Consider the following 22,978-nt stretch of genomic DNA (forward strand, 5'->3'; position numbering starts at 1 on the left):
CTCTTTGCCTGAAGTACAGGTTGGAAAACCTGCGCTTGCCGATTTGAGCATCTATGTGCGCGAACTGGCATGACGTGAGCGACGGCGAACATTCTTTTTCCGGCGCCCCGTTGAAACTTTGAAGAATATGACTTGCACGAAGTAGCCCGTCGAATCCGGTCCTGTGTCGCGGTGACGATGCGTACGGAAAACGAGCTGGCCTGTGCGATGCCTTGGAACCCGTCGATGAAATCTGCGCTTTCCCCAAATCTGCTGATCAACGGCCGCTTCCTCGGTCGCCGCGCGACGGGCGTCGACCGCTTTGCGATCGAGACCATTCGGGCGATCGATCAGTTGCTCGAGTTGAGCGATCCACTCGTCGCAGGATTGCGCGCGGAAATCGTCGTACCTGAAGCACTGGGCGGCATGGCGAACGCGTTTCGGCACGTCGGGCTGCGTGCGAGCGGTAAAGGCGGAGGTTTGCGCTGGGAGCAACTCGCGTTGCCGAAGGCGGCGCGTGGGCGGCTATTGCTTAATCTCTGCAATTCGGGGCCATTGCTCTACCGACACCAGGTGACAGTGCTACACGACGCAGCGCCCACGCGCGTACCCGATAGCTACAGCCGCTCGTTTGTCGCGTGGTACCGCCTGATGGCGCCGCGCATTGGCCGCATATCGCAACGCGTGATCACCGTATCGGAATTCTCGCGGCGTGAGCTGTGCGACGCTTACCGGATCTCGGCCGCAAAGATTGGCGTCGTTCCGGAGAGCGGTGAGCATATGTTGCGCGTGCAACAGCATGAGTGCGCGATGGCGTCCGAACTGAACGGGCGTGCATTCGTCCTCGCGGTGGGAAGCCTCAACCGGCACAAGAATTTTCAGCTCGTGGCCGAGGCTGCACGTCTCATCCGTGATGCACAGTTCGACATTGTGGTAGTTGGCGGGGGAGATGCGCGGGTGTATGGGACAGGCCAGGCCGTGTTGCCCGGGTTCGTGAAGCACTTGGGGTACGTGAGCGATGGCGAGTTGGCAGCGCTTTACCGGAGTGCTGCGTGCTTCGTCTATCCATCGCGCTATGAGGGCTTCGGGCTGCCGCCGGTCGAGGCGCTGGCGCTGGGCTGTCCCGTCATTGCCTCGAGATTGCCCGCGGTGCAGGAGGCGTGCGGCGATGCTGCGCTCTACACCTCGCCGGACGATCCCGCGGAGCTTGCGCGACTGCTAGAACGGATCACGACCGACGCGGCGTTACGTGCGAGTCTGCGCGAGCGTGGTCGCGCGCGGACGGCGGAACTGACCTGGCGCGCCACCGCTGTCAAGCTGATCGAGGAGATCTCGCCGTGGCTAATGTAACGCTCGCTCCAACCTTTAGTTACGACACGCGCCGTTTCGGCCGGGTGGCGGTCGTGCATGACTGGCTCACAGCCTATGCCGGTTCGGAGAAGGTGGTGGAGCAGATTCTTCAGTTATTCCCACAGGCTGATCTCTACAGCATCGTCGACTTCTTCCCGGAGTCGCAGCGGTGGGCACTGGGCGGCAAGCGTGCGACAACCTCGTTCATTCAGCATCTTCCGTGCGCGCGCCAGTCATTTCGCAACTATCTTCCACTCATGCCGCTGGCCATCGAGCAGTTCGACCTTTCGTCATACGATCTCGTGATTTCGTCGAACCATGCTGTGGCCAAGGGCGTGCTGACCGGACCGCATCAGGTGCATGTGAGCTACGTGCACTCGCCGATTCGCTACGCGTGGGATCTGCAGCATCAATACTTGTCCGAAGCAGGCCTGCAACGCGGCGTCAAGAGCTGGGTCGTGCGCTCTTTGCTTCACTACTTGCGCATCTGGGACCAGCGCACAGCCCATGGCGTCGATGCTTTCGTCGCCAATTCGGCCTTCGTGGGGCGGCGCATCCACAAGGTGTACGGCAGCGAAGCCGCCGTGGTCTATCCGCCGGTGGATGTGGAACGGTTCGAGCTGTGCACTGAGCATGAGGACTTCTATCTGATTTCCTCGCGCATGGTGCCTTACAAGCGCATTCCGCTCATTGTCGAGGCTTTTGCGGCAATGCCCTCGCGGCGTCTCGTGGCGATCGGCGATGGCCCCGATATGGCGCGTGCCAAGGCCTGCGCAACGGAGAACGTGACGCTGCTTGGCTATCAGCCGGACGCGGTGCTGGTGGACTACATGCAGCGTGCGCGCGCGTTCGTCTTCGCAGCGGAGGAAGACTTTGGCATTTCTGTTGTCGAAGCGCAGGCCTGTGGTACGCCGATCATTGCTCTAGGCCGTGGCGGGGTGCGCGAAATCGTTGTCGAATCACCAGACCCCGAGCGCGCCACGGGGCTCTTTTTCAGCGAGCAGAGTGTGGAGTCCATCGTCGACGCGGTGAAGCGCTTCGAGCAGCATCAGCCGATTCGTCCGGAAGTTTGCCGCCGCAACGCGATGCGATTCACGGCGGAGTTGTTCAAGCGGGAATTCCTTGGTGTCGTGGAGCGCGCGATGGAAGCCAGCGTGCCGTTCGCCGATATCCCACCGGCGGTCCGGCGCTGGCGCTCTGCCTGAAACGGTGAACGACAAGATCGTTTGCGCGCGCGCGTGCAGAGAACGGATGGGGGCGTGACCAGTGGGACTATCGATATTCGGAATCGTGGTAATCGTCTCCGGGCTGGTGGCGCTCTACGTGTCGCATCGCGGTGCGATTTACTTGATGGTGGTGTACACGCTGTTCGGGTGCGCGCTTGCGCTCGCGCTGGGTGGTATTGGCGTGATGCCCGCCCAGCTCTTTCTCGCTTTCTTTGCACTCCGGGCCTTCAATCTCGTCGGCGGCAAGAAACTGGCCGATGCGTTCTCGGTGGACAAGCCGGGATTCTGGCTGCTTTGTACCTGCGTGTGGGGTGTCTTTGGCGCCATCGTCCTACCGCGCCTGCTGGGCGGCTCGACGCTGGTATTCGCTGTCGACCGCGATGCCACGGGCGCTGCGGAGGCGCTGCTGCTGCGCCCGCTCGGCCCCGTTTCCGGTAATCTGTCGCAGGCGCTCTATTGTGTTGCTGACACCTTGGTGTATTGCTGTATGTACGCGTTTTTACAATATCGCGGTGGGTACCGGACGCTTGCTAACGCCATATTCCTGCTCGCCGGGCTGGACGCGCTTGCAGGTGTGATCGATATTGTTTCGCACGCTGCTGGCGTCGATGTGCTTTCGGTCGTGAAGACAGCACAGTTCGCTTATTTGACCGGCGTCGAGATGGATGGGCTTGTGCGCATTAGCGGTACATTCAGCGAAACGTCCGGATTTTCGGGCTTCACGCTTCCGCTCTTTGTCTTTTGTCTCAATCTCTGGCTGGTCGGCTATCGTCCGAAAACGACCGCTATGCTTTCTGCCGCATCGGGAATACTGCTGCTGCTGTCCACATCGGGCAGTGCCTATGTGGGGTTAGGCGGGTATATGTTCGTACTGCTGTTTAGCCGGCCCGGCCTTGTTGCACGTTCCGCTGACGTGCGCAAGCGGCGTTTTTGCGTCATTTCCGCATGCATAGGCGTGCTGGCGGCGCTCTATATCGTGGTTTTTATGCCGACGGTATCCGATGCGCTCGTGCAATTCGTCGACACCACGATCCTGAGCAAGGCCGACAGCGATTCTGGCGTTGAACGAATGGGGTGGAACGCGCAAGGGGTGACTAACTTCTTCGATACCTACGGGATAGGCGTCGGACTCGGCAGCATTCGCGCATCAAGCTTTTTGGTGGTGGTGCTGGCAAACCTGGGTGTTGTGGGTGTAGTTTGCTATGGACTATTCGTGGGCAAGTCTCTCTTTTCATCCGTGTCGGCCCATTATCCGTTCGTCGAGCGTGCCGTTTGCTATGCGGCACGACATAGCACTATTTCCGCGTTGATCGTTGCTTCGGCTTCGGGTTCGGTGTTCGAGCTTGGCTCGTGTTTCTACGTAGTTGCGGCCGCGGCAGGCGCACTCACGCTGCGTGCGCCGCGACGCGTGCTCAGGGCGCAAGGGATGAACTGCCAGGGGGTTCATGAGTAAAAGCCTGCATTGGCTGATGAGGTGAGTGATGGATTCGAGTGTCGGTCAGCGAGCAAATATGTGCAGAAAAATGAATGAGCCATCGCCCGGAAAACATCCGAAAATTTGCCTGATTTTCGCAACCCGGGGTCGTGCCGAACTCCTTAAACTTGTCATTGCCTCCGTCGATTCGCAGACCGTGAGACCAGACCTGATCATGGTTTCCTGTGTGTCGGACGAGGATGTCGGGGACGTTGCCAGTCGCCCTGGCCTGCTCGTGGTTAAGGGGCGGCCCGGCCTAACAGTACAACGTAATACCGCATTGAGTCATGTGCCGGGTGACACCGACGTTGTGATTTTTCTGGACGATGATTTCCTGATGCATCGCACTTGGATTGCTGAAATCCTCGATGCGCTGGAGAGCGATGCCTCCATCGCCTGTATCACAGGAACGGTCCTCGCAGACGGTATCCACGGGCCGGGTTTTTCTTTCGAACAGGCTCGGGCCATTCTCGCGGGGATGAGTTCGTTCCCGGAAAGCAAGACCACGGTTCCGACCGGTGGTCCCTACGGGTGCAATATGGCGTTCCGCGCCAGCAGCATTGTCGGCCTGCGCTTCGATGAGCGGCTCGTTCTCTATGGCTGGCAGGAGGATCGCGATTTCGGTGGCCAGATCTGGAACCGCGGCGGTCGTGTCGTTCGCATCAATACCGCACTAGGTGTGCATATGGGGACAAAGGGCGGCAGGGTGTCCGGGCGCAAACTGGGCTATTCGCAGGTTATCAATCCGCTCTATCTGGTGAGAAGGAAGACCATGCCTTTGCGCGATGCGCTCGATCATGTCGTGCGTAACGTCGCCAGCAATATCCTGCGCAGTTTCGCGCCGGAGCCCTGGATAGACCGTCGCGGTCGTCTGAGGGGAAATCTGATCGGATTTTGGGATTGTGTGCGCGGAAGGTTGACACCGGAACGAGCGGAGAAGCTATGAATGCGGTCGCATCTAAAACGATAGCGTTCAATGGCAAATTCTTTGGGGCGGCATCAACGGGTGTGCACAGGGTTGCCGAAGAACTTATCGCCGCGACGGACGCCTTGATTTCAGAACAACACGGTAACGGCGCTGACTTTGCTCTTGTAGTGAGAAATAGCGTTGAAACTCCTGCTTACCGCAATATTTCATGTATTCGCGAGAGTCGGCTGGCCCGCAGTATGCACCGAATCGCGTGGGAGCAATGCTATCTTCCCCTGGCGCGAAGAAAGGACTTCATTCTCAATCTTTGTAATCTCGGGCCACTGCTGCATCGGGACTCCGCGACGATGATACACGACGCCCAAGTTTATTCTTCGCCGGAGTCCTATTCCCTGAGGTTCCGGCTGTGGCACAAGTTTCTCTACTTTTTCATCGGCCGGCGCCACAAAATCATATTTACTGTGTCGGAGTTTTCGAAAAGCGAGCTCGTGCGATATGGCGTTGCCAGCCCAGACAAGATTGTGGTGGTACACAATGGCTGTGACCATATTTTGCAATTCCAGCCTGACGAGCATCCGCTCGTGACAATGAAGCTCGAACCGGGGCGCTATGTCCTCGCGCTCGCAAACACTCAGAAGCACAAGAACATTGCCGTTCTGCTGAAGGCCTTTGCAGGTTCTGAACTCAGGGATGTCGCACTGGTGCTCTTCGGTGGTTCGACGAGAGCCGATTTCGAAGATCTCGGGCTTGCGGTGCCCCGTAACGTGCGATTCGCCGGCCGGATTACTGATTCGGAGCTTGTTGGGCTGATGAGCAATGCCGGCGTGCTTGCCTTTCCTTCACTGACTGAAGGTTTTGGTTTGCCTCCTCTGGAGGCAATGGCGCTCGGCTGCCCCGTTGTGGCTGCACCGCTCGGTGCGCTTCCGGAAGTCTGCGGCAACGCCGCACTTTATGCAGACGCGTTCAGCCCGGACGCATGGAGCCTAAAGATTCGAACGGTGCTCGACGATGAAGCGGTGCGCCAGGCGCTGGTAGCTGACGGACGACGGCAGGCTGCCAAGTTCACCTGGAAGCAGGCAGCGCAAAACCTGTTTGAGGCGGTAAATGCTGCGACGCTGCAGTGACCCGAAGCGCCGGATCAGTACCATTCGCCATCGCCGACGATCAATCGATCGCGCACCAACGAGCGCCAACTCGCGAATCGTGCCGTCAAAGGGCCAACGAAATTGGTGCTGACCGCCTCAGTCCCAAGCCTCGACGTATAGGCGGCGTATTCGGCAGTGTGCTGTTGGCGTACCGCTTCAGCGTTCATGCGCTCGGCCATATCACCGAGAAACTTGAAATGCAGCAGTGCACCGCTGACCTTGCCGCCCGTGCGCGCCCTGGGCGCATTGATGCGATACGGCCAGACTTCATGTGCTGACTTGAGAAACGCATAGTGCCTGCGCCAGTGGATGAGCACTGTCTTGTTGAGTGCGGGCCCATTCCCTAAGGCACCATTGAAATAGACGCGTCCGCGCACGCCGCCACGAATCCAGGTCGTGCGGGTGCAGGAGTCGGTATACGCTCGGTAACCGCTGCTGTCATAGAGTGCGCAGACCGATAGCGGATCGACGCCGGGACCGCATTGGTTCTCTCTGGACGGGCGCTCGCTGTACATGTCCAGCATCAGTACGTTCATCGACTGCTGGCCGCTGCGCTCGAAATGATCGGTTAACATGCGAACGCTCGTCACGTCGCTGCGCGGAAATACGAGGAATTCGTCCGCATCGACAAAGAGAATCCATTTCCGATGGCAGTACTTCGACAGGATCGCGTTGACCCAGTCGACGCCGTAACGTGTGCGCCGATATTCGCCGTCTGCGTAGAAGTACGATACGCTGGGCTGGCCTTCGAGCAACTCGGCCACGCCATCGGTGGAGCGGTTGTCGACGATGATGAATTCGTCGATGCCGAGACTGCGGTAGTGCTTCAGAAGCGCCTCGAGGCGCAACGCTTCATTGTAAACAGTCAGGACGACGACATGAGTCGCGTCCTTCAGGCTTGGCGAAATCCGCGCGCGGGACAATTGGCGTGCATGCGCAATTCGACGGACGTGTGCCTTGGCGAAGTCCGTGACGCTGTGAAGTGTGCGCGTGAACCGGCTGACCGGTGCACGCTCGCAATCGGGTCCCTCCCAACGGAGGCCTGGTTCGTCGGGTGTTTGCAAGGCGTTGGCTACATCGCGCGAGTAGTAGTTCTCTACGCCGCTGTTCACGACCCCGGGTAATGTATCGGAAAGTATGTTGTTATCGACTGGATTCACCGGTTACTCCATTAGGGGAGATTTCGCCGCTCGCTGCCGCTGGCACGCCTTTGCGCTTGATACGTTCGCGGTTGCGCCGAAACACCGAAGCAAGCATGTGCGCGATTCGGGCGCTGGCCTCTGGTTCGGCGGAAATCGACCATGCTGCTGCTGTGCAGGTCAGACCGATCCAGACGGCGAGACCTAGTAGCGAGAGCGGATTCAGAACATACGCGCCGCCATAGGCAGCAAGAATCATCAGCCCAGGGACGCAAAGGTGGCGAAGGTGTTCGCGGCCGAAGCGCGCTGCCCAAAAGAGAAGCACGCCATCGAGCGCGCAACGCGCGCTCCACGCCAGTGCCGCACCCAGTACACCGAAAGTATTGAGTAACCACCAGAGGCCAGCGATGAAAAGGATAGTTTCGATAATTTGAAACCGCGCCACGATGCCCGGACGCCCAATCGCCTGTAGATGGCATGCGGGAATGGAGGCAAGGCAATTGATCCAGACGCCTAGCAGAATGGTCTCGCCGACAAAGGTTGCGTGGAGTGCGAAATCGTGTCCCACCCACATCGAGAGAAACGGCCGCATCAGAAAGATTCCGAACACGAGGACCGGCGTCAGCGCGGCGGTTAGCCCGCGTACGGCGAGGAGGGACAGTTGGACGGCATCTTCGCGTTGGAGCGCGGACAGGCGCGGGAATAGCGTCCGGGTGATGACGGACGGAAACAATCGCACACGCACGGCTAGGCTGAACGGCACCTGATAGTAGGCGACGGCTTGCGGACCCAGTACGCGGCCTATCAGCAAGCGGTCGGCGGTCTCGAGTACCGGCGCAGCGAAACTTGACACGCTCATCCAGGCGCCATAGGAAAAGAGTTGCCGGACGTGCCGCAATTGGGGCCCAGCGGCAAGGCGCAGCGGAAAAGCGTACGCCATCGCGCCAAATGTGATCGCGAACGAAATAACGCTGGCAAGCAGGGTTGCGTAGACAAGATAGTGCAAGCTTGGCCCGAAGACGATCGTAAAGCCTAGCGGAACAAGCTGGAACAGGACTACGACGGGAACCTGCACGGCGTTGGCGGTGCCGAAGTGCTCGCGCCCGGTCATCGCACCATTGCAGACACTGATCAGATTGGTGAGCGGAACGAGCGCACAAACCCACACCTGCGCGGGAAGCAGCTCCGCGGCCAGCGTTGGGCTGATGTCGAACTGCGAGAGCATGATATGCAAGAGCGCAAACAACACCAGCGCACCGACGAGACCGAACCCGAGATTGAGCAGCAGTGCGGTCCAGATTACGGATTCCCGCTCAGCCGGCGTCGCGTCCGAAAGCTGTGCCACGCGGTTGGCCGTGGCCGCCGTGAGGCCGAGGTCAAAGAATCCAAAATACCCTTGCAGCATCCAGAGAATGGCGAGTACACCGAAGCGCTCCGCGCCGATGTGATCCAGATAAATCGGCGTGCTGATGAGTGAAACTGCCGTGGGTAGCACGCTTCCCAGGAAGTTGAAAATCGCGCTTCGTGTGAGGCTGGGCTTAGTGGTCATGATGTGCGGCAGTCTGGGCCATCCAGAAACGGCGCATTCGGCCGCCCGGTTGCAGTTTGGATGGAATTGTGCCAACGGGAGCGTGCGTTGTTTGTGCGTAGGCGTACGCAGGTCGCTCTGGCGGCCCCGCGGCCTTTCACTCGCCCGGGTGGGAGTTGGTCGCCTTGAATCCGGCACGCGGCGTTTCGCCCAATATTGTTGGACAACCCACGGAACGGCTCCAGAAAGCCATCTTACTATCGCTCAGAGTACATCGCGCCGCTTGCTAACACGGGCGCCGATGCCGGAAACCCTGGTGATCGACGCGTGCCTTTTACTGTTGTCGCTGGCTGCTATCGGTGGTGTTTGGGGAATCAATGAAGATCTTTGTCATCAATCTCGACAAGTCGACAGACAGACTGAGCCACATGGCACACCAGCTTAACAGGCTGGGTTACGCTTGGGAAAGGTTTCCTGCAGTGGGCCCCTCACAGATCGAAGATATGAGCCGAACCCTGGAAATGCCGGTGCTGCACGGTGCGTGCACTACACCAGAAAAGGCGGTTGCGCTTAGCCACTATACGATTTGGAAAAAAGTCTTGGCCGAAGGTATAGACCATGCCCTCGTGCTCGAGGACGACGTTCATTTTTGTCGCGATGCGAGAACGCTGGTCGAATCCATAGAGGATGAAATCTCCCGGGGACTGTGCTACGACATCATCAAAGTGGAGACCTTCTTGGCAGGTATCTTCGTTGACCGGGAAGGCCTGCATTTGCTGGCTCGAACCAGGCTGCACCGGTTACGCAGCAATCACGCGGGGGCGGGCGCCTACATCATTTCGAAAGAGGGATGCCGCAAGATGATCGAGCGCTACGCGACCTCCGACCGCGCGGTCGATCTCGTCTTGTTCGATGGCGATCTGGAAGAGATGCGTGTATTTCAGTTGCACCCGGCTCCGTGCATCCAGGACATGTTGCTAAGCCGTGGAAGGACGGGGATCGTCTCCACGGTGGGAGCGGAAAGGTCCGAGAAAGATCACCGGCCTGTCTGGCTGGACAAATTAAAGTCTCCTCTGCGAGGCGCGTACTATGCCATTCAAACGATGTGCGCATGGAATAAGGGTAGGGTGAAGATCAGATCCAGATACGTTGACGGGATTTGAGTTGCGAGCAATTGAATTAACTTGACGTCGGGATAGGGGGGGGGGCTGGTCGATGTCTCGACTGCGCAGGGTGTTACTGATCGCGCTTTGCGGTGCACTGCCTGTCGTAGCCGGCCTGATCGTGGTTAGACTTGTTGTGCCCTACCTGTTGCGCCCGCTGCCCGCCGCTGCCGCGGCGCCTGAGCCATTTGGCAAGATACGTTTTGCAGTGCTCGGGGATTCCGATAGCCAGTCCTACCATGACACGCTGATGTTGGGGGATCCTCGCCTGCGAGGAGGCGCGAGGCGCGCGACCACCTGGCAGTGGACCGAGGTATTGAGCCAATTGCGGGGCGACCAGATCGACTTCGGCAAATGGGGAGCATGGGGAACCAACAAGTATCGCTCCTATTTCGACGAAGCTCTCGGTCTTCTCGCCCGAACGCCTCCCAAATATGACTACCGCTACAATTTTGCCGTCAGCGGCGCTGTCTGCAACCAGTTGATGGGACATCCGGCGCGCGAGGCGATCCGTCTTGTCGACTTGATGGACACTGAGCCACAAGTGTGGAGAGGCGGCGTAGTGTTGATCCGGATCGGAGTCAACGACGTCACCGCACCCGAGGTCGTTGACGAGATGTCCAGGGATCCATCTGCACCCCATTCAGTGGCCGTGATCCATGGCTGTATGGAGGCGATCGGAGAGGCAGTCGCCCTGATTCGGAAGCACCATCCCGATACCTGGATCGTGCTTGTGGGCGTGCTCAGTGATGCGGATTCGCCCGACAAATTCGGCAATTGGCGATCAGCCACGGAGATGGCCAGGATCGAAGCCGGTTTGGACCTTTTTGACAATGGCTTGCGAAAGCTGGCCGCGGCGGATCGGCACGTCTACTTTCTTGATGATCGCGCATGGTTTAGGAGCCTTTGGGGTAGTCGCGACGACCGGGGGCATCCGTTTTACAAGACAGTGCATCTTTCACCCGGCTGGGCGATCACTAACACGGCCGGTGACGATCCGCACAACGCCTCTCTTTCCGACGGTCATGCCGGCGTAGTCTGGAATACCCTTTGGGCGCAGCACCTCGTTACTTCCCTGAACGCCGCATTCGGACTGCACATCAGGCCGCTCACGGATGCCGAGGTGATCGACTTTCTGCAACCGAGCTTTGCAGCGCAATCAGGCTTGCCACTCGTCACATCCCCAGCGAAATAGCGTGGCATAAGCGATGGCGAGCGTTCCCCGCGGCGAAGAACGGCCAGACTCCAGGCGGTATGAAGTGCATGACAAGAGTATCGGAGCACATCGATGGAAGCACAGATCAGGCTCGCCGCCGACAAATATCCTGATTAATAGAGCGCCGCTGACGGCGGGCCCGAATTCGCTTGTCGTTCAAGACGTGGGACCCAATTCGTGTCGCTTGCTAGCTCTGCAATCGTTCGAAGCTCATTGCCGATTTTAGGCAACTGGGCTACAGCGTAATAGGAGCGGGAGGCAGCAGAACTCAGGCTTCCGGTGTTAGATCGGCCTTCCTCGCGCGTCAGGGCCTATACGGTCTATGGCTTGAACGGCTCTAGCGCTATGACGTCGATCTGGCGTCGCCGGCGCAGACGGGCGAACGCCGGCTGACAGTCAAAATGTACGTGGATGTTCGTCAACGCACATCTGGCCGACAAGTAGGATGGTAGGCTACAGGAAATGCTCTCCAAACTTGGAAGGTGTGCTATGTATGTGCCTGGCGATGGTACTGCGTTAGCTAATTTATCACGCCAGCTGGGCTCAGGCGAGAGAATTCTTCAGGCTTGCAAAGAAGAATTCAAAAGCAATTTTAATTTGCATTCCTTTAAATTCAAACATACGTTGGACCGGAGCGGCTTGTTCGAGATCCCAAGAATCGTCGAACTCGCACGGCGGATGATCGAACAGAATGGCAATATTTGCGCGCTTAACTTCAAGCATGGCTCGATAGCTACGAAGTTTGGCGATGGCTCTATGGGTACGCAGTCCAATGCCATGTCGCGAAGCGAGCGGCTGGACGAGACGGTTTCGCGTCTTGGCGAAAACGGCACATGGATCAAGCTGACCCGGGCGCAGGATTACGACCCCGACTATGCCCACGTTCTTGACGTCATCACATCCGAGCTTGAAGAGTTGTCTGGCTGGCCGCTGCGCGAGGACATGACCTACGTAGCGATGACACTGTTGCTCTCCTCGCCCAAGATCGCAACACCGTTCCATATCGATCACGAATCCAACTTTCTCTTCCAGATGCAGGGCGCCAAGGATGTATGTCTCTTCCCGGCGTCCGATCGCGAGCTGGTACCGGATGAGGAGGTCGAGCGCTACTACAGCGGCAACTTCGATGCCGCGTGTTATCGCCGCGAAATGCAGGATCGCGGTACTGTCTATCGGCTTGCCCCTGGCGAAGTGGTGCATCACCCGCCGTTAGCGCCGCACTGGGTAAAGAACGACGACAATATCTCGGTGAGTATCAGCATCAACTATTGCATGAAGTCCATCGAGAAACGTGCCAGGGTTTATCAGGCCAACTACTTTCTACGAAAAATGGGTCTAAAGCCGCTGCGGCCAGGGCTTTCACCGTTGCGCGACAGCTTGAAGAGAAGGATCATCTCGACGCTGGAACACCGCAGTCCAAAGACCTTTTCAGACGTCGTCCACACACCGGTGAACAGGTTGAAATCACCGTTGAATGCAGTTCGGCGCCTGGTCAAACGTTGACCGCGCCAGCCATGGCCTTCGATTCTTGCCCCATTTGCTCCTTTGTCTCACGCACTCTGGATCTACGACAATGATACCTTTTCCCTTGGCATCGAGACGACAGGTTCCCGAGTTGCGTATCCGTGACTACAGGAAGGTCGGGCCACCCTCTATGCCGGATGCCGTCAAGCCCACTTTCCGGTTGTCGCTTGACTTATCCCGAAGCGTTGTCGAGTCCTCGGTTTGACGCCATTGCAATTATCGAAACTTCTTCGATGGTTCACTTTGTTCGCCTCCTTTCTGCATACCTGACGGGATTCATCCCGCCTTTTCCTCAGACGCTCACCACACCAGCTCTTAACGAATGCAGCTCTGGGTGGTTTGGCATCACCGCCTGATCGGCGAAATCGTGGGGCCAACCCTCATCACGGATGCAGCATGTACAGCGACCTTCGGTCGCTTTCCTTCTTGGCACACCGACAACTAGCTTGACTCGCTCCGCGGGCACCGACAACCTTTATCACCGATGACTTCAGGTTGTCGGCACCGTGGTTGGTACCGGGCGGCTTGGGGGGTACACCGAGTTTGTGCAGGGAGTGATTGGCGGAAAAGATACGGCCGCGGGCCCGGCTCGCGTCAGTTTCGTAGACGAACGCATAAGAAACGCAGCGCTCAACGCCGGTTTGAACCCAATGGGGCGCGTCCTGCGGCTGATGAAAGCCGCAGCCGCGCACAACGCCGAATACATGTTTAAGGCTCGTGTCGCGCGTGACGTTCACGCGCCTGGAGGTATATGTGATGACGCGCGCGCAGGATTGCCAGATCCTCACCGGCATGACGCTGCGCGGGTGTCACATAGCGAATGCCGCTGGGGCGATGCGTGAAGTTGTACCAGTGCACGAAGTCGAGGCCCCAGAGCGGGGTGTCATCAAGGTCATCAAGGTCGGCAAAGCCGCTCGCCGCGAATTCCGGGCGGTACCTGGCCGTCTTGAACAACGATTCCACGAATGCGTTGTCGTCCGAGACGCGCGGGCGCGAGTGCGACGGTTTGGCGCCCAGCCCGTGCAGCATGGCCAGCGCAGCGGTGGCCTTGAGTGTACTGCCGTTATCGCCGTGTAGGACAGGCTTGCTGAAGTGCGCATGGATAGCCATACCCAGGTAAAACTTCGTGCGCTATCGCGCAGACCTGCGCACGTTCAAGACTTACGCTGAACCAGTTGCCAGGACGGCTGAAGTCTGGCTTATGGTTTGTACATCTAACTAATGCAACTCGCGAGGCGATGAGCTGGCAATGTTGGCTAATTTGGTCGGACATGAAGCTGGGATGAAATTGATTCGCTCCCTATTTAAATGGGCGAATTAATTGGGGGCGTTATGAGGAAATTTCTGATCCGATCGTTTGGCGAGGCAGTGCATGGTTGTCGAATCGCCTCGCTGGCAATGATGAAAACGCCGGTGAATGTGGTTTTGTGCCTCGCCGCATTGACAATTTTCTATGAGATTATCGTCGTCTCGGTGTTTGCCAAAGAAAACATAATGCTCTATGCGGATGGGGGCTGGTTCGTCTTTGCCTTATCAACGGGTAACCCATGGATTTTGAAGTGGCATGAAATTGCCACCCGTTTTACTACCTACGCATTGACAGTCTGGCCGGTTCTGAAATTGAGCCAGGAATTCAACCTTTCACCTACGGAAATCGCAGTTGCCAATTGCTTGCAGTTCTACGGTCTTCAGGTTGCGCTAACGCTCTGGGCATACTGGCTTGCCAGGAAGGTGAATCCTCGCCTTCTGGTATTTCCTGTCACCCAGACCCTGCTCTTTTCCCTTTTGGGTTGGGGATTCCCCTCGGAGTTGCTGCTGGGGCCGGGAATATTGTGGATCATCTTGCTCACTGCAGTAAAAAATAAAGGGCCTACCACGCTATTTTTGGTGGGTTTTGCGGCGCTGATTTTTACGCATGAGCTGGCATTGCCGGCGGCCGTGATCGCAGGGATGTTGGCGCTTTACCTTCAGTGGCGACGTACAAAAGCCAACTCAAGGTTTTGGCTGGCGTTTGGCGCAATGATTGCGACCTTTGCGGCGTTTCTCTGGGTACGCATGCACGGCGGCGGTGCCGGCAGCGACGCCAATGGCATTTATGTCTTCGACCCGCGCCGCGTCCTGAACAATCCGCTGTTGGTGCCGCTGGTTGTCGGCGCGTTGTTATTGCGCTCCACATCGAAAGCCAGATGGCCGCTCCTCTTGGCACTGAGTTGTTTCGGCTTCGCCATTGTTATGGCAATTGGCTTCGGTACTCCATTGAATTTTGACGCTCCTCGCTATGGCGCGAGAACGCTGATCGCCATAGGCATGCTGGTCATGGCGATCCTGTTTGTGTTCGCAGTTTTACAGAGCGAAGTCGATCGAGGCCGCAGCAGCGAACAGCACCAGATCGTAGGACAAGGACAATTTGGCCTTGCCAAGTGGTTGTTCCTGTGCCTCGGTTTGCAAGCGGGCGCAATTGGTGTTTTCGTGCATGACTGGATGTTGTCGAGCGCGGCCGAATCCGCCTGGCAAAGTCAGGAACCAGCGAAGCCAAAGGTCGTTGCGATCGCCAAGGCTCGGGAGGGTTGGGCACCTGCACAGCGCGACGCCAGTATTCGTTTGCAGGTTGAATGGTCGGCCCCCTATCGCCAATTTGTCTTGACGAACGGCCATACGCCGCAGGTGGTTCTTTACGACGAATCCAAATGGTACAAACCGACTGGATGTTTGAAGCAGGATCTGATTTTTGGAAACGCCTCACGCTTTAATGCCAAGGATTTTACGGTCTGGACGAGCTTTACATGCACTCAAGCCGAGCCGCAAAGGGTAGACACGCTGAAAGACCGTCTCATGCGCAAGATCAAGAATTTCCTTGGCTAGTCATTAGTCATCCGAATTTAATCCTATTTGAGATAGACGCTCATGACACAGACCCTGCAACTTACCGAACAGGAAGAACAGCGCCAGACGATCGTGACACAGACCCTGCAACTTGCCATCGTTCTGCCCACGCTCAATGAGCGAAAGAACCTGCGGTCGCTGGTCGGACGGCTGGATGCCGCGCTCGCCGGCATCGCATGGGAAGCAATCTTCGTCGACGACAACAGCCGCGACGGGACCGCCGACGAGGCGCGCGCGATCTCCCTGGAAGACCCGCGCATCCGCTGCATTCAGCGCATTGGCCGCCGGGGCCTGGCCAGCGCCGCCATCGAAGGCATGTGTGCCACCGCGGCGCCTGTTGTTGCGGTGATGGATGCCGATCATCAGCATGATCCCAAACTCCTGCCGCAAATGCTGGCGGCGATTGAATCGGGTCAATATGATCTCGCCTATGCCAGTCGCTTTGCCGAAGGCGCCAGCACAGAGGCATGGGGCAGGCCCGACCGCGTAAAGGCATCGGGCATTGCCAATGCGTTGGCCCGCCACGTGACTGGCATGAACCTTACCGACCCAATGAGCGGTTTTTTCATGCTGCATGCCAATACCTTGCGCGCCTACGCGCACCGCTTGTCGGGTGTGGGCTTCAAGATTCTGCTCGACATTCTGTCAACAGTTGATGTGCCGCTCAGGATAAAGGAACTTCCCCTTAACTTCGCAGCTCGTGCCGAGGGCGAGAGCAAGCTGGACAGGACCGTTGTATTCGAATTTCTCGTAGGTCTTTACGACAAGTGGCTGGGGCGCATCATTCCCACCCGCTTTGCCCTGTTTGGCACGGTGGGTGCGATCGGCGCCGTGGTGCACATGAGTGTGCTGGCGCTGGTGCTGTACCTGTTTGGGGCGGAATTTGCGGTCAGTCACTATCCGAAGGAAGCCGCTTTCATCGTCGGCCAGACGGCAGCGGCGCTGACGGCCATGACCTTCAACTTCGTGCTGAACAACGAACTCACCTACGCGGACAAGCGGTTGCACGGGCTACTACCGCTCTTGCGGGGCTGGTGCGGCTTTGCGGCCACCTGCGCCTTTGGCATGCTGGCCAATATTGGCGTCTCGACGGTGCTGGTACGGTTGGGCGTCTATGCCTACCTCGCAGCGATTGTCGGCATTGTCCTCGCTTCCGTGTGGAATTTCGCGCTGTCGAGCAAGTTCGTCTGGGGCAAATACGGTCATTGAGGATGTTGCCCGTCTCGCTTGCAAGACATCCCTCTCACTGCCGGAGGTCGATTCATGAAGTCTGTATCCGTGGCAATGGCTACCTACAACGGTGGCCGATATCTGCTCGAGCAACTCCAAAGTCTCGCGTCACAAATTCGTCCGCCGGCGGAACTGGTCGTCACGGACGATGTCTCGACTGACGACACGTTGGCCATCCTTGCCGAATTCTCCCATACCGCACCATTCCCGGTGCGCGTATGCGTGAATACGCAGAGACTCGGCTATCGCGCCAATTTCATGCGCGCCGCCAGTCTGTGTAGTTCGGACCTCATCGCGTTCTGCGACCAGGATGACATATGGCGGCCCGATAAACTCCAACGCTGTGTGGACGTGCTCGAACGCACAGACGCCTTAATGGCCTACCACGATGCGATTGTGACGGACAGCGCCCTGAGTCCCATCGGTACCCTTGCCAGGTTCGCCCCCCCCAACTCATACAACCCGCCGTTGAGTGTCGACCCCTTCATGGGCGTCAATGGCTTCACCCTCGTCTTCGACCGCCAGCTCGTACAGTTTTCGTCCCTATGGGATAGTTCTATCGATATGAAAGACGGCAAAAATCCGAACTCTCATGACCAGTGGTACTTTTTCCTCGCCCAAACCCTCGGCGCGCTCGCCTACGTTGACGCACCTCTAGCGCAGTACCGACGGCACGAGTCTACGGTGACGTCATCCAGTTGGATCGGCGGGTCGCGTCTCTCACAGGCCCAGCATTTTTTGTTCGAGTGCCTCGGTCGCTGGGAGCATCTTGCGCTTGTTTTCGAGCGACGCGCAGCAATCCTGGATGAGATTGCGCGAGAGCCCGCGATCCCCCAAGCGGCCAGCGCACGAGCCGGGGCAGAAAAATATCAGGCGCTTGCACGCATTTACCGCGAACGCATTGAGCTATATAAGGACGACAGGATTGTTCATCGGTTCCGGCAGTTCATGGGCATTCTCGCATCGGGTGGATATCGGTCCGGGGACGTATGGGCTAAGGGGCCCAAGAGCGGGATAAAAGATCTGCTTCTCGGCGTACTGCGCGTCAGTCGGATCGTGCCCGCCGCCGCGAAGATCAAACTGCGTGGATACTGAGCGTTACTAGATCAGGAAGCCTCACCGGTCCTTTGGGACAACGGCGGACTCAGGTTGGCAATCCAAAGGGACGCCGCCCCGGTGTACCGGGATCGCTTTCACGTGCGAGCGCTCTTGCTGCTAGGGCCTTCGATTCTCCCGAACGCGAGAGGCCCAAAAGGTGCTCCTTGCAACATACGCCTGTGCGCAATTAGGAAATTCTCCTTCTCCAGACGGGCGCCGTAGCCACGTGAGTGGTTGGCGCCCGCGATGACACAGGCGCTCGACTGCGACGGCGATGCCGGTTCTTGCCAGCCTTCGTCTCTCGATGGGTGGCGCGCGCGTCCTCGGGCTCAGCCAATGCCTGCGTGGCCGCAGCGCGCCACTGCTCCAGTTCATGGGGATCCACGCTGTTCACGCGACACCAGGCGCTCTTGCTGGTGTCATCCAGCGCATTCGCGCGCCAGCGTTCGAGTGTTGACATCGAAATCTAATCTCGTTGGCAACCGCTTCCACCGCAGCGCTCTCGGGCGGCAACAACCGCGCTATCGTTTTGCCCTTAAATGCTTGTCCGTATCTGGCCACTTCGTTCTTCCGTTATCGCTCCGCTGTTTCGTATTCGAGGCGACATCTATTCTGACGCATTCTGACCCGGGCCTCAAAGAGGAAAATGTTGCTGCAAATGCTTTGCAGGCGTTACGTGCAGGCCATCGCGTCGACGATTGTGTATAAGCCGATGCGCTCACCTGCCTCCAATACACACGCAGGGGCACTTTTATATTTTATATATTACATTCCCATTCGATTTCTGACTTCGTTCTCTAAATATTGCTTCCCAGAGTCGGGTTTGCATTCGCCGGAACGTTTGTAGATGCATAGACCAAGGAGGCCTTTGAAATTAGGGCTTTGCTGGCTCGGCGTCTTAACGCACTGCCCCAGAGAATATCCTTCCTGAAGAAGAAAGCTTTTATATTTTTCGCCAGCTAGAATTACATTAAAATATGTCTTTTGTGTCGAAAATTCATTGGTTAAGTCGGGATCTATAAACATATAGATAGGAATATCGCGATCGATATAAGCGTATGACGTAGGGGTATTGCCGCTCTTCAGGTCGTTGTGACTCGTCAAAGAAGCCAAACCACACATGTTCGGTTCATTGTGAAGCTCTCGCCATGCTCTGATCAGACCAAACGCGGTGGCCCTCTTGTCATGAACGCTGGCATATGCCCAATTGACCGAAAATACTCCCCATACCGCTACCAACAAAACGGATGCTACGATGGCGACCCGCCGGCGATAGCTCAGCACAAAAGAAAGTACATCCGCAGTTCCTATTGCTGCGAGGAAAATGCCGATCGAAATTGAAAGAAATATGAAGCGCGGTTCCTTGTGGCCGATCAAGGAGTGACTTAGCAAAGTTGCAATGGCGGCAAGGGCCATCACCGGAAAGCGTCGAGCCCCAATGGCGCTAAGAATCGTCACGAAAATCAGGGATGGTCCGCCATAATCATATAAAAAGGAAAAATAAAATGCGAAGGGTGAGACGCCGAAATTGCTGCTTCTGCCTAATATTAGATTATATTTGTAGTTCTCCACCATCCATTGAAGTGGATATTGACCATGCAGAACATCGAATACACCGGAAGATAGGAGCCCTATTATCCCGCCTGCGGCAATTGAGGCGAAATTTTTTACCTGCAATCTACTATAAAAAAATCCAGCCAGCACGGCGGCGGGCGCGTATTGGAGGCGTGCGGCCAACGTCAACCCCAAGCATATTCCTCCTGCGAGACCCAAACTTCTACGATTTTTCGATCTTTCCAGAAACGCGCAGGCAATGAAAAAGAAATTAGTACCGATCCCTTCTGAAATTGCCCTCGATGCAAACAAGATCGGCTCAAAAGAAACCGCCATTGCCAATCCCGCAAGAGCTGCATGCGTTTTTGAGATATTTTTCGAGATATAAATTGAAGAATAAACAATGGAAGTAGAAAATAATACAAGAAAGATACGCATTGTGAGCAGGCTATAATTCGTGTCTCCAAAAAATTCCTTTCCGATATATACAAAAGGTGCTAGAATTCCTGGTAGAAAATAACTCCTCATTCCCAGTCGATATTCCCACGTGACGATACTTCTGCCAAAGTCGAGCGCGTACGCTGGTTCTATGTACTGAAATACCTCATCTGCCACCAGCCAATAGTCTGGGATTGAAAGTATAATTCTCAAAACTAAAGCAATACAGATGATAACTGTAACGTAATTCCTATTTATTACCTTTATCATTTCATGCTCTCTTTAGAGTGCCGCGCGAGCTAGCAAGCTGCTGAAATAAGACCCTGTGGAATTTCGACGCTTCGAATGCGAATTAATAACAAGAACGCCAATAATTTCGCTTTCGAATCTTATCTCTCGCAAGCCTCAAGAACTCTTTCAGCCTGATGGTAGCGGTGTGATGTATCAGCCAACTCATCTTGCGCTTCCCGGTTGATCAGTTGTTCGGTTAGCGATGCGTCCTTCCCTGGATGTATAGCCTCACGCCGGAAGAGATGAACTGCAGACGCCACTAAAGCGTGGCCAAGCCCGACCAGCTTCGAGGCTCACCTTGCGCGACGCCACGAAGCGCGCGCTTTCCATGGGTCGCGGTTGCAGCGTCCTGAACCGAGCGCTCGTCTGCCAACGCCAATCCTCGGGCGGCAAGCAACCGATCCATCACTTTTGTATTCCGGACATAAAGGCCAACGCTTGGCCCGATCTGCTGAGATACATTCTCTGCAGTGCTTACGAAACCACTCCAAGCCTTGGTGCAGCTCAGGAATGCGGTGAAGCGTCCTGCTCGCCACTACTGGCTTCAACGCTATTCGCTTCGATCCTGGCCAGGCGCTCCCGCAATTGCTTGCCGATGACGCTAGCGCCGGCCGCGCGGAAGACCTGATCGTGCATGCCTGGCACCTCCGTGACGACCAGTTTTCCCGTTACCGCCTGATGCCATCCCAGGTCCCACGCGAACAGGCGCCCGTTGAGCACCTGGCCGCTGCGGAAGACCTGCACATCGCCGTCGTAGGGAGCGGGACGGTACTGCGCCTGCTGAGCCAGCAGATATTCGATGTACCAGCGATTCTCGGAGATTATATGCTCTGAAGCATTTCCCCTGATCAGACCGAGCTTGAGAGCAAGTTGCGCAATGCGGAGCGCGCGCACGATCCGGTACTGGCTGAGAAAGGCGACCATCGAGGTCTCGCCCCGCATGGCCTTGCGGAAGTCGCGCGGAATGTTGTCCGCACGCACCTGCATCTTGCGCAGTTGCCGATCGTACCAGGGCATCGACTCGCGATAACCTGGGCACCAGGAGTCGTTGAGGATGACGAGCTCCACTGTTTCGCCCTCACGCCGCAGCTGATGAGCCGCTTCCAGCGACATCGCGCCCAGCACGCAGTGTCCCATGAGGATATAGGGGCCCCTTGGCCGGGCCAGCCTGATCAGCCGCACGGCGTCCGCGGCGATATCCTGGAACGCACGTTGCGGGAACTCGCGCGGGGCGCCTTCCGGCATCATGGGAATGTCGATGAGGGGCCGTTCGGAGCCGATCTGCTGAGCCAGTCCATAGAGCACGGCCGTGTTGTTGAGCGCGATGATGGGCGTTGCCGGGCCATCCTCGTTGTATCTCACGATATTGCGTGCCTTCGCCGCCAGTTCTGCCTGACTCATGAAACCGCTGGCACCGACACCTCCCACGAATGTCGCCGTCTCGCTCGCGGGCGCGGTGGACAGCGGCCGTTCGGCCACGATCTCAACGGCTTCCAGGATTTCACGCCACTTCGCCAGATGGCGGTCAATGGTCTCAATGTCGTAAAGGTCCGTGTCGCCTTCGCAGGAGATGCGCCAGCCCTGCGGGCGCCGCACCATAAAGAAGTTGAGGTCGTAGAGCGCACCCGCATTGAAGGAAGGCGAAGTCGTCGCGGCGAAGTCCTGGCGGCGCACCTCGTCGCCCATGCCGACGAAGCTTTGCTGCAGGGCGAAATTGACCGAGCACAGCGGCGGCCGGTTCATATCGGACACCTCGCCCGCCATTTCAATCATGTCCTCGAACGGCAGATGAAGATGCTCGATGGCATCGCTGAGCTTGGCGCCACACTGCACGCTGATATCGGCAAGCGTGCTGCCTTGTGGCACGTCGAGGCGCAGGATCACCGTGTTGATGAGCGGCCCGACTACGCCTTCGAGTTCCTGTTGATCGCGCACCGACATCTGCGTGCCCATGGCGACTTTGGTCTGGCCGGTCGCCTTTTGCAGCGACATCGCGAGGGCTGCAGCCGCGACGCTGAAGAGCGTCACGCCTTGCGCCCTGGAGGCCGCGATCAGGCGTTCGCTCAGTGCGTCCGGTAATAAGATCGAGCGGATGACGCCCTGGAAGCGCCGCTCTGGTGGCCTGGGGCGATCGCCAGCAACGTCGAAACGGCTAAAGCCCTTAAGCTCCTGGCGCCAGTAGACGCGAGCGCAATCGATCGCCGCACTGGCCAGGAACTCGCCTTTCCACAGCGCGTAGTCGCCATGGTGAAGGTCGACGTCCGGGTAATCGGGATCGCGGCCCTCGTGCAGCGCCGCTAGTCCTTCGACGAGTTCGCGCACGAGGATCGCGAAGGACCAGCCGTCCATCACGAGCGAATGGAACGTTAGCTGCAACTCGCCTTGGGTGCTCGATCTCGGCAGCCACACGGCCCGGAAGAAGGACGCCGACGACAAGTCGAAAGGCGTGCGGGCCTGCTCCTGACCCACACGCTGCGCCTCGGCCAGCGCGGCCTGTTCATCCAGAGCGCCGAGATCCACCACCTCGAGCCGGAAGGGTGCGCGGCTCCAGACCTGCTGGCGCAGTCCCGCGCCTGTCATCAGGAAGCCGGTGCGCAAAATCTCGTGCCGCGCGACGAGCTCGCTGAGCACCTTTTCGATGCTCGCCCCCGTGAGCGGTCCCGACAATTGCAGCCGGAAGGCGATGTTGAGCGCGGAGGCCTTTGGCGACGCCTTCTGCTCGTGCCAGTAGCGTACCTGGCAGGCGGTCGCCGGGAAGAGGGCGTGGCCGGCCTCGACTTCCTGCACAGGTGCGATGTTCAAGGCTATTCCG

General features: G+C 57.7%; 15 protein-coding genes and 2 pseudogenes. 11 read left to right on the forward strand and 6 right to left on the reverse strand.

Going from position 1 to position 22,978, the window contains the following annotated elements; all coding sequences use genetic code 11:
* The first annotated feature begins 225 nt into the window (after window positions 1-225).
* The 5 genes from BMI01S_RS19960 to BMI01S_RS19980 all read left to right on the forward strand — a co-directional run bounded on the left by BMI01S_RS19960 (window position 226) and on the right by BMI01S_RS19980 (window position 6,081).
* Entirely contained in the window at window positions 226-1,329 is a 1,104-nt protein-coding gene (locus tag BMI01S_RS19960; protein WP_028231480.1) for a glycosyltransferase family 4 protein, read from the forward strand.
* Window positions 1,317-2,534 carry a glycosyltransferase family 4 protein gene (locus tag BMI01S_RS19965; RefSeq protein ID WP_028231481.1) on the forward strand — a complete coding sequence of 406 codons (1,218 nt, stop codon included), beginning with the start codon at window positions 1,317-1,319 and terminating at the stop codon, window positions 2,532-2,534. Before BMI01S_RS19960 ends, BMI01S_RS19965 begins: the two co-directional genes overlap by 13 nt.
* An 85-nt stretch (window positions 2,535-2,619) precedes the next feature.
* The gene (locus BMI01S_RS19970; RefSeq protein WP_042290277.1) at window positions 2,620-4,008 is read left to right on the forward strand and encodes a hypothetical protein; all 1,389 of its coding nucleotides are present in this window, start codon (window positions 2,620-2,622) and stop codon (window positions 4,006-4,008) included.
* A gap of 28 nt (window positions 4,009-4,036) precedes the next feature.
* Window positions 4,037-4,975, forward strand: a complete 939-nt coding sequence (locus BMI01S_RS19975; RefSeq protein ID WP_244145375.1) for a glycosyltransferase family 2 protein — start codon at window positions 4,037-4,039, stop codon at window positions 4,973-4,975.
* The gene (locus BMI01S_RS19980) at window positions 4,972-6,081 is read left to right on the forward strand and encodes a glycosyltransferase family 4 protein (RefSeq protein WP_028231484.1); all 1,110 of its coding nucleotides are present in this window, start codon (window positions 4,972-4,974) and stop codon (window positions 6,079-6,081) included. Before BMI01S_RS19975 ends, BMI01S_RS19980 begins: the two co-directional genes overlap by 4 nt.
* A gap of 14 nt (window positions 6,082-6,095) precedes the next feature.
* Here the strand turns inward: BMI01S_RS19980 and BMI01S_RS19985 are convergent, their stop codons facing one another.
* Both BMI01S_RS19985 and BMI01S_RS19990 read right to left on the reverse strand, forming a co-directional pair.
* Window positions 6,096-7,262 (reverse strand): glycosyltransferase family 2 protein, encoded by a 1,167-nt coding sequence (locus tag BMI01S_RS19985; RefSeq protein ID WP_081723461.1) that lies wholly within the window; start codon window positions 7,260-7,262, stop codon window positions 6,096-6,098.
* On the reverse strand, window positions 7,246-8,790 hold the full coding sequence (locus BMI01S_RS19990) for a flippase (protein WP_028231485.1): 1,545 nt from the start codon (window positions 8,788-8,790) through the stop codon (window positions 7,246-7,248). The genes BMI01S_RS19985 and BMI01S_RS19990 overlap by 17 nt, the downstream gene beginning before the upstream one ends.
* A gap of 356 nt (window positions 8,791-9,146) precedes the next feature.
* Here BMI01S_RS19990 and BMI01S_RS19995 point away from each other — a divergent pair, with 356 nt between their 5' ends.
* The 3 genes from BMI01S_RS19995 to BMI01S_RS20005 all read left to right on the forward strand — a co-directional run bounded on the left by BMI01S_RS19995 (window position 9,147) and on the right by BMI01S_RS20005 (window position 12,651).
* Window positions 9,147-9,932, forward strand: coding sequence for a glycosyltransferase family 25 protein (locus BMI01S_RS19995; RefSeq protein ID WP_028231486.1), 786 nt, complete (start codon window positions 9,147-9,149; stop codon window positions 9,930-9,932).
* 70 nt (window positions 9,933-10,002) lie between these two features.
* A complete protein-coding gene (locus tag BMI01S_RS20000) occupies window positions 10,003-11,127 on the forward strand; it encodes an SGNH/GDSL hydrolase family protein (protein WP_244145374.1) in 1,125 nt (374 codons plus the stop codon).
* 483 nt (window positions 11,128-11,610) lie between these two features.
* Window positions 11,611-12,651: a cupin-like domain-containing protein gene (locus BMI01S_RS20005; protein WP_244145373.1), complete on the forward strand. Its 1,041-nt coding sequence runs from the start codon at window positions 11,611-11,613 to the stop codon at window positions 12,649-12,651.
* Between the two features lie 747 nt (window positions 12,652-13,398).
* On the opposite strand, the pseudogene BMI01S_RS20010 reads toward BMI01S_RS20005, so the two are convergent.
* A pseudogene (locus BMI01S_RS20010) lies at window positions 13,399-13,773 on the reverse strand (integrase core domain-containing protein); the annotation flags it as partial.
* Window positions 13,774-14,004: 231 nt separating this feature from the next.
* Between BMI01S_RS20010 and BMI01S_RS20015 the strand changes: the two are divergent.
* Genes BMI01S_RS20015 through BMI01S_RS38175 form a run of 3 tightly spaced genes read left to right on the forward strand, consistent with a single transcriptional unit; the run spans window position 14,005 to window position 17,880 of the window.
* Window positions 14,005-15,534 (forward strand): hypothetical protein, encoded by a 1,530-nt coding sequence (locus BMI01S_RS20015; RefSeq protein ID WP_154671305.1) that lies wholly within the window; start codon window positions 14,005-14,007, stop codon window positions 15,532-15,534.
* A 42-nt stretch (window positions 15,535-15,576) separates the two neighbouring features.
* A complete protein-coding gene (locus BMI01S_RS20020; protein WP_036045428.1) occupies window positions 15,577-16,764 on the forward strand; it encodes a glycosyltransferase in 1,188 nt (395 codons plus the stop codon).
* Between the two features lie 54 nt (window positions 16,765-16,818).
* Window positions 16,819-17,880, forward strand: a complete 1,062-nt coding sequence (locus BMI01S_RS38175) for a glycosyltransferase (protein WP_081723462.1) — start codon at window positions 16,819-16,821, stop codon at window positions 17,878-17,880.
* 280 nt (window positions 17,881-18,160) lie between these two features.
* On the opposite strand, the pseudogene BMI01S_RS39135 reads toward BMI01S_RS38175, so the two are convergent.
* From BMI01S_RS39135 to BMI01S_RS20030, 3 genes and pseudogenes are all read right to left on the reverse strand, one after another.
* Window positions 18,161-18,444, reverse strand: a pseudogene (locus tag BMI01S_RS39135) (IS3-like element ISAzo10 family transposase); the annotation flags it as partial.
* 204 nt (window positions 18,445-18,648) lie between these two features.
* Entirely contained in the window at window positions 18,649-20,145 is a 1,497-nt protein-coding gene (locus BMI01S_RS39140) for a glycosyltransferase family protein (RefSeq protein ID WP_081723463.1), read from the reverse strand.
* Between the two features lie 525 nt (window positions 20,146-20,670).
* A complete protein-coding gene (locus tag BMI01S_RS20030) occupies window positions 20,671-22,968 on the reverse strand; it encodes a condensation domain-containing protein (protein ID WP_244145372.1) in 2,298 nt (765 codons plus the stop codon).
* Window positions 22,969-22,978: the final 10 nt, after the last annotated feature.

This window comes from Paraburkholderia mimosarum LMG 23256 = NBRC 106338 (assembly GCF_000739815.1).
Classification (GTDB): domain Bacteria; phylum Pseudomonadota; class Gammaproteobacteria; order Burkholderiales; family Burkholderiaceae; genus Paraburkholderia; species Paraburkholderia mimosarum.

Bases quoted from the DNA above. Each gene is read 5' to 3' on its own strand.
- BMI01S_RS19960 (WP_028231480.1), top strand. From the start codon at position 226: ATGAAATCTGCGCTTTCCCCAAATCTGCTGATCAACGGCCGCTTCCTC.
- BMI01S_RS19975 (WP_244145375.1), top strand. From the start codon at position 4,037: ATGGATTCGAGTGTCGGTCAGCGAGCAAATATGTGCAGAAAAATGAAT.
- BMI01S_RS19980 (WP_028231484.1), top strand. From the start codon at position 4,972: ATGAATGCGGTCGCATCTAAAACGATAGCGTTCAATGGCAAATTCTTT.
- BMI01S_RS19990 (WP_028231485.1), bottom strand. From the start codon at position 8,790: ATGACCACTAAGCCCAGCCTCACACGAAGCGCGATTTTCAACTTCCTG.
- BMI01S_RS19995 (WP_028231486.1), top strand. From the start codon at position 9,147: ATGAAGATCTTTGTCATCAATCTCGACAAGTCGACAGACAGACTGAGC.
- BMI01S_RS20005 (WP_244145373.1), top strand. From the start codon at position 11,611: ATGCTCTCCAAACTTGGAAGGTGTGCTATGTATGTGCCTGGCGATGGT.
- BMI01S_RS20015 (WP_154671305.1), top strand. From the start codon at position 14,005: ATGAGGAAATTTCTGATCCGATCGTTTGGCGAGGCAGTGCATGGTTGT.
- BMI01S_RS20020 (WP_036045428.1), top strand. From the start codon at position 15,577: ATGACACAGACCCTGCAACTTACCGAACAGGAAGAACAGCGCCAGACG.
- BMI01S_RS38175 (WP_081723462.1), top strand. From the start codon at position 16,819: ATGAAGTCTGTATCCGTGGCAATGGCTACCTACAACGGTGGCCGATAT.
- BMI01S_RS39140 (WP_081723463.1), bottom strand. From the start codon at position 20,145: ATGATAAAGGTAATAAATAGGAATTACGTTACAGTTATCATCTGTATT.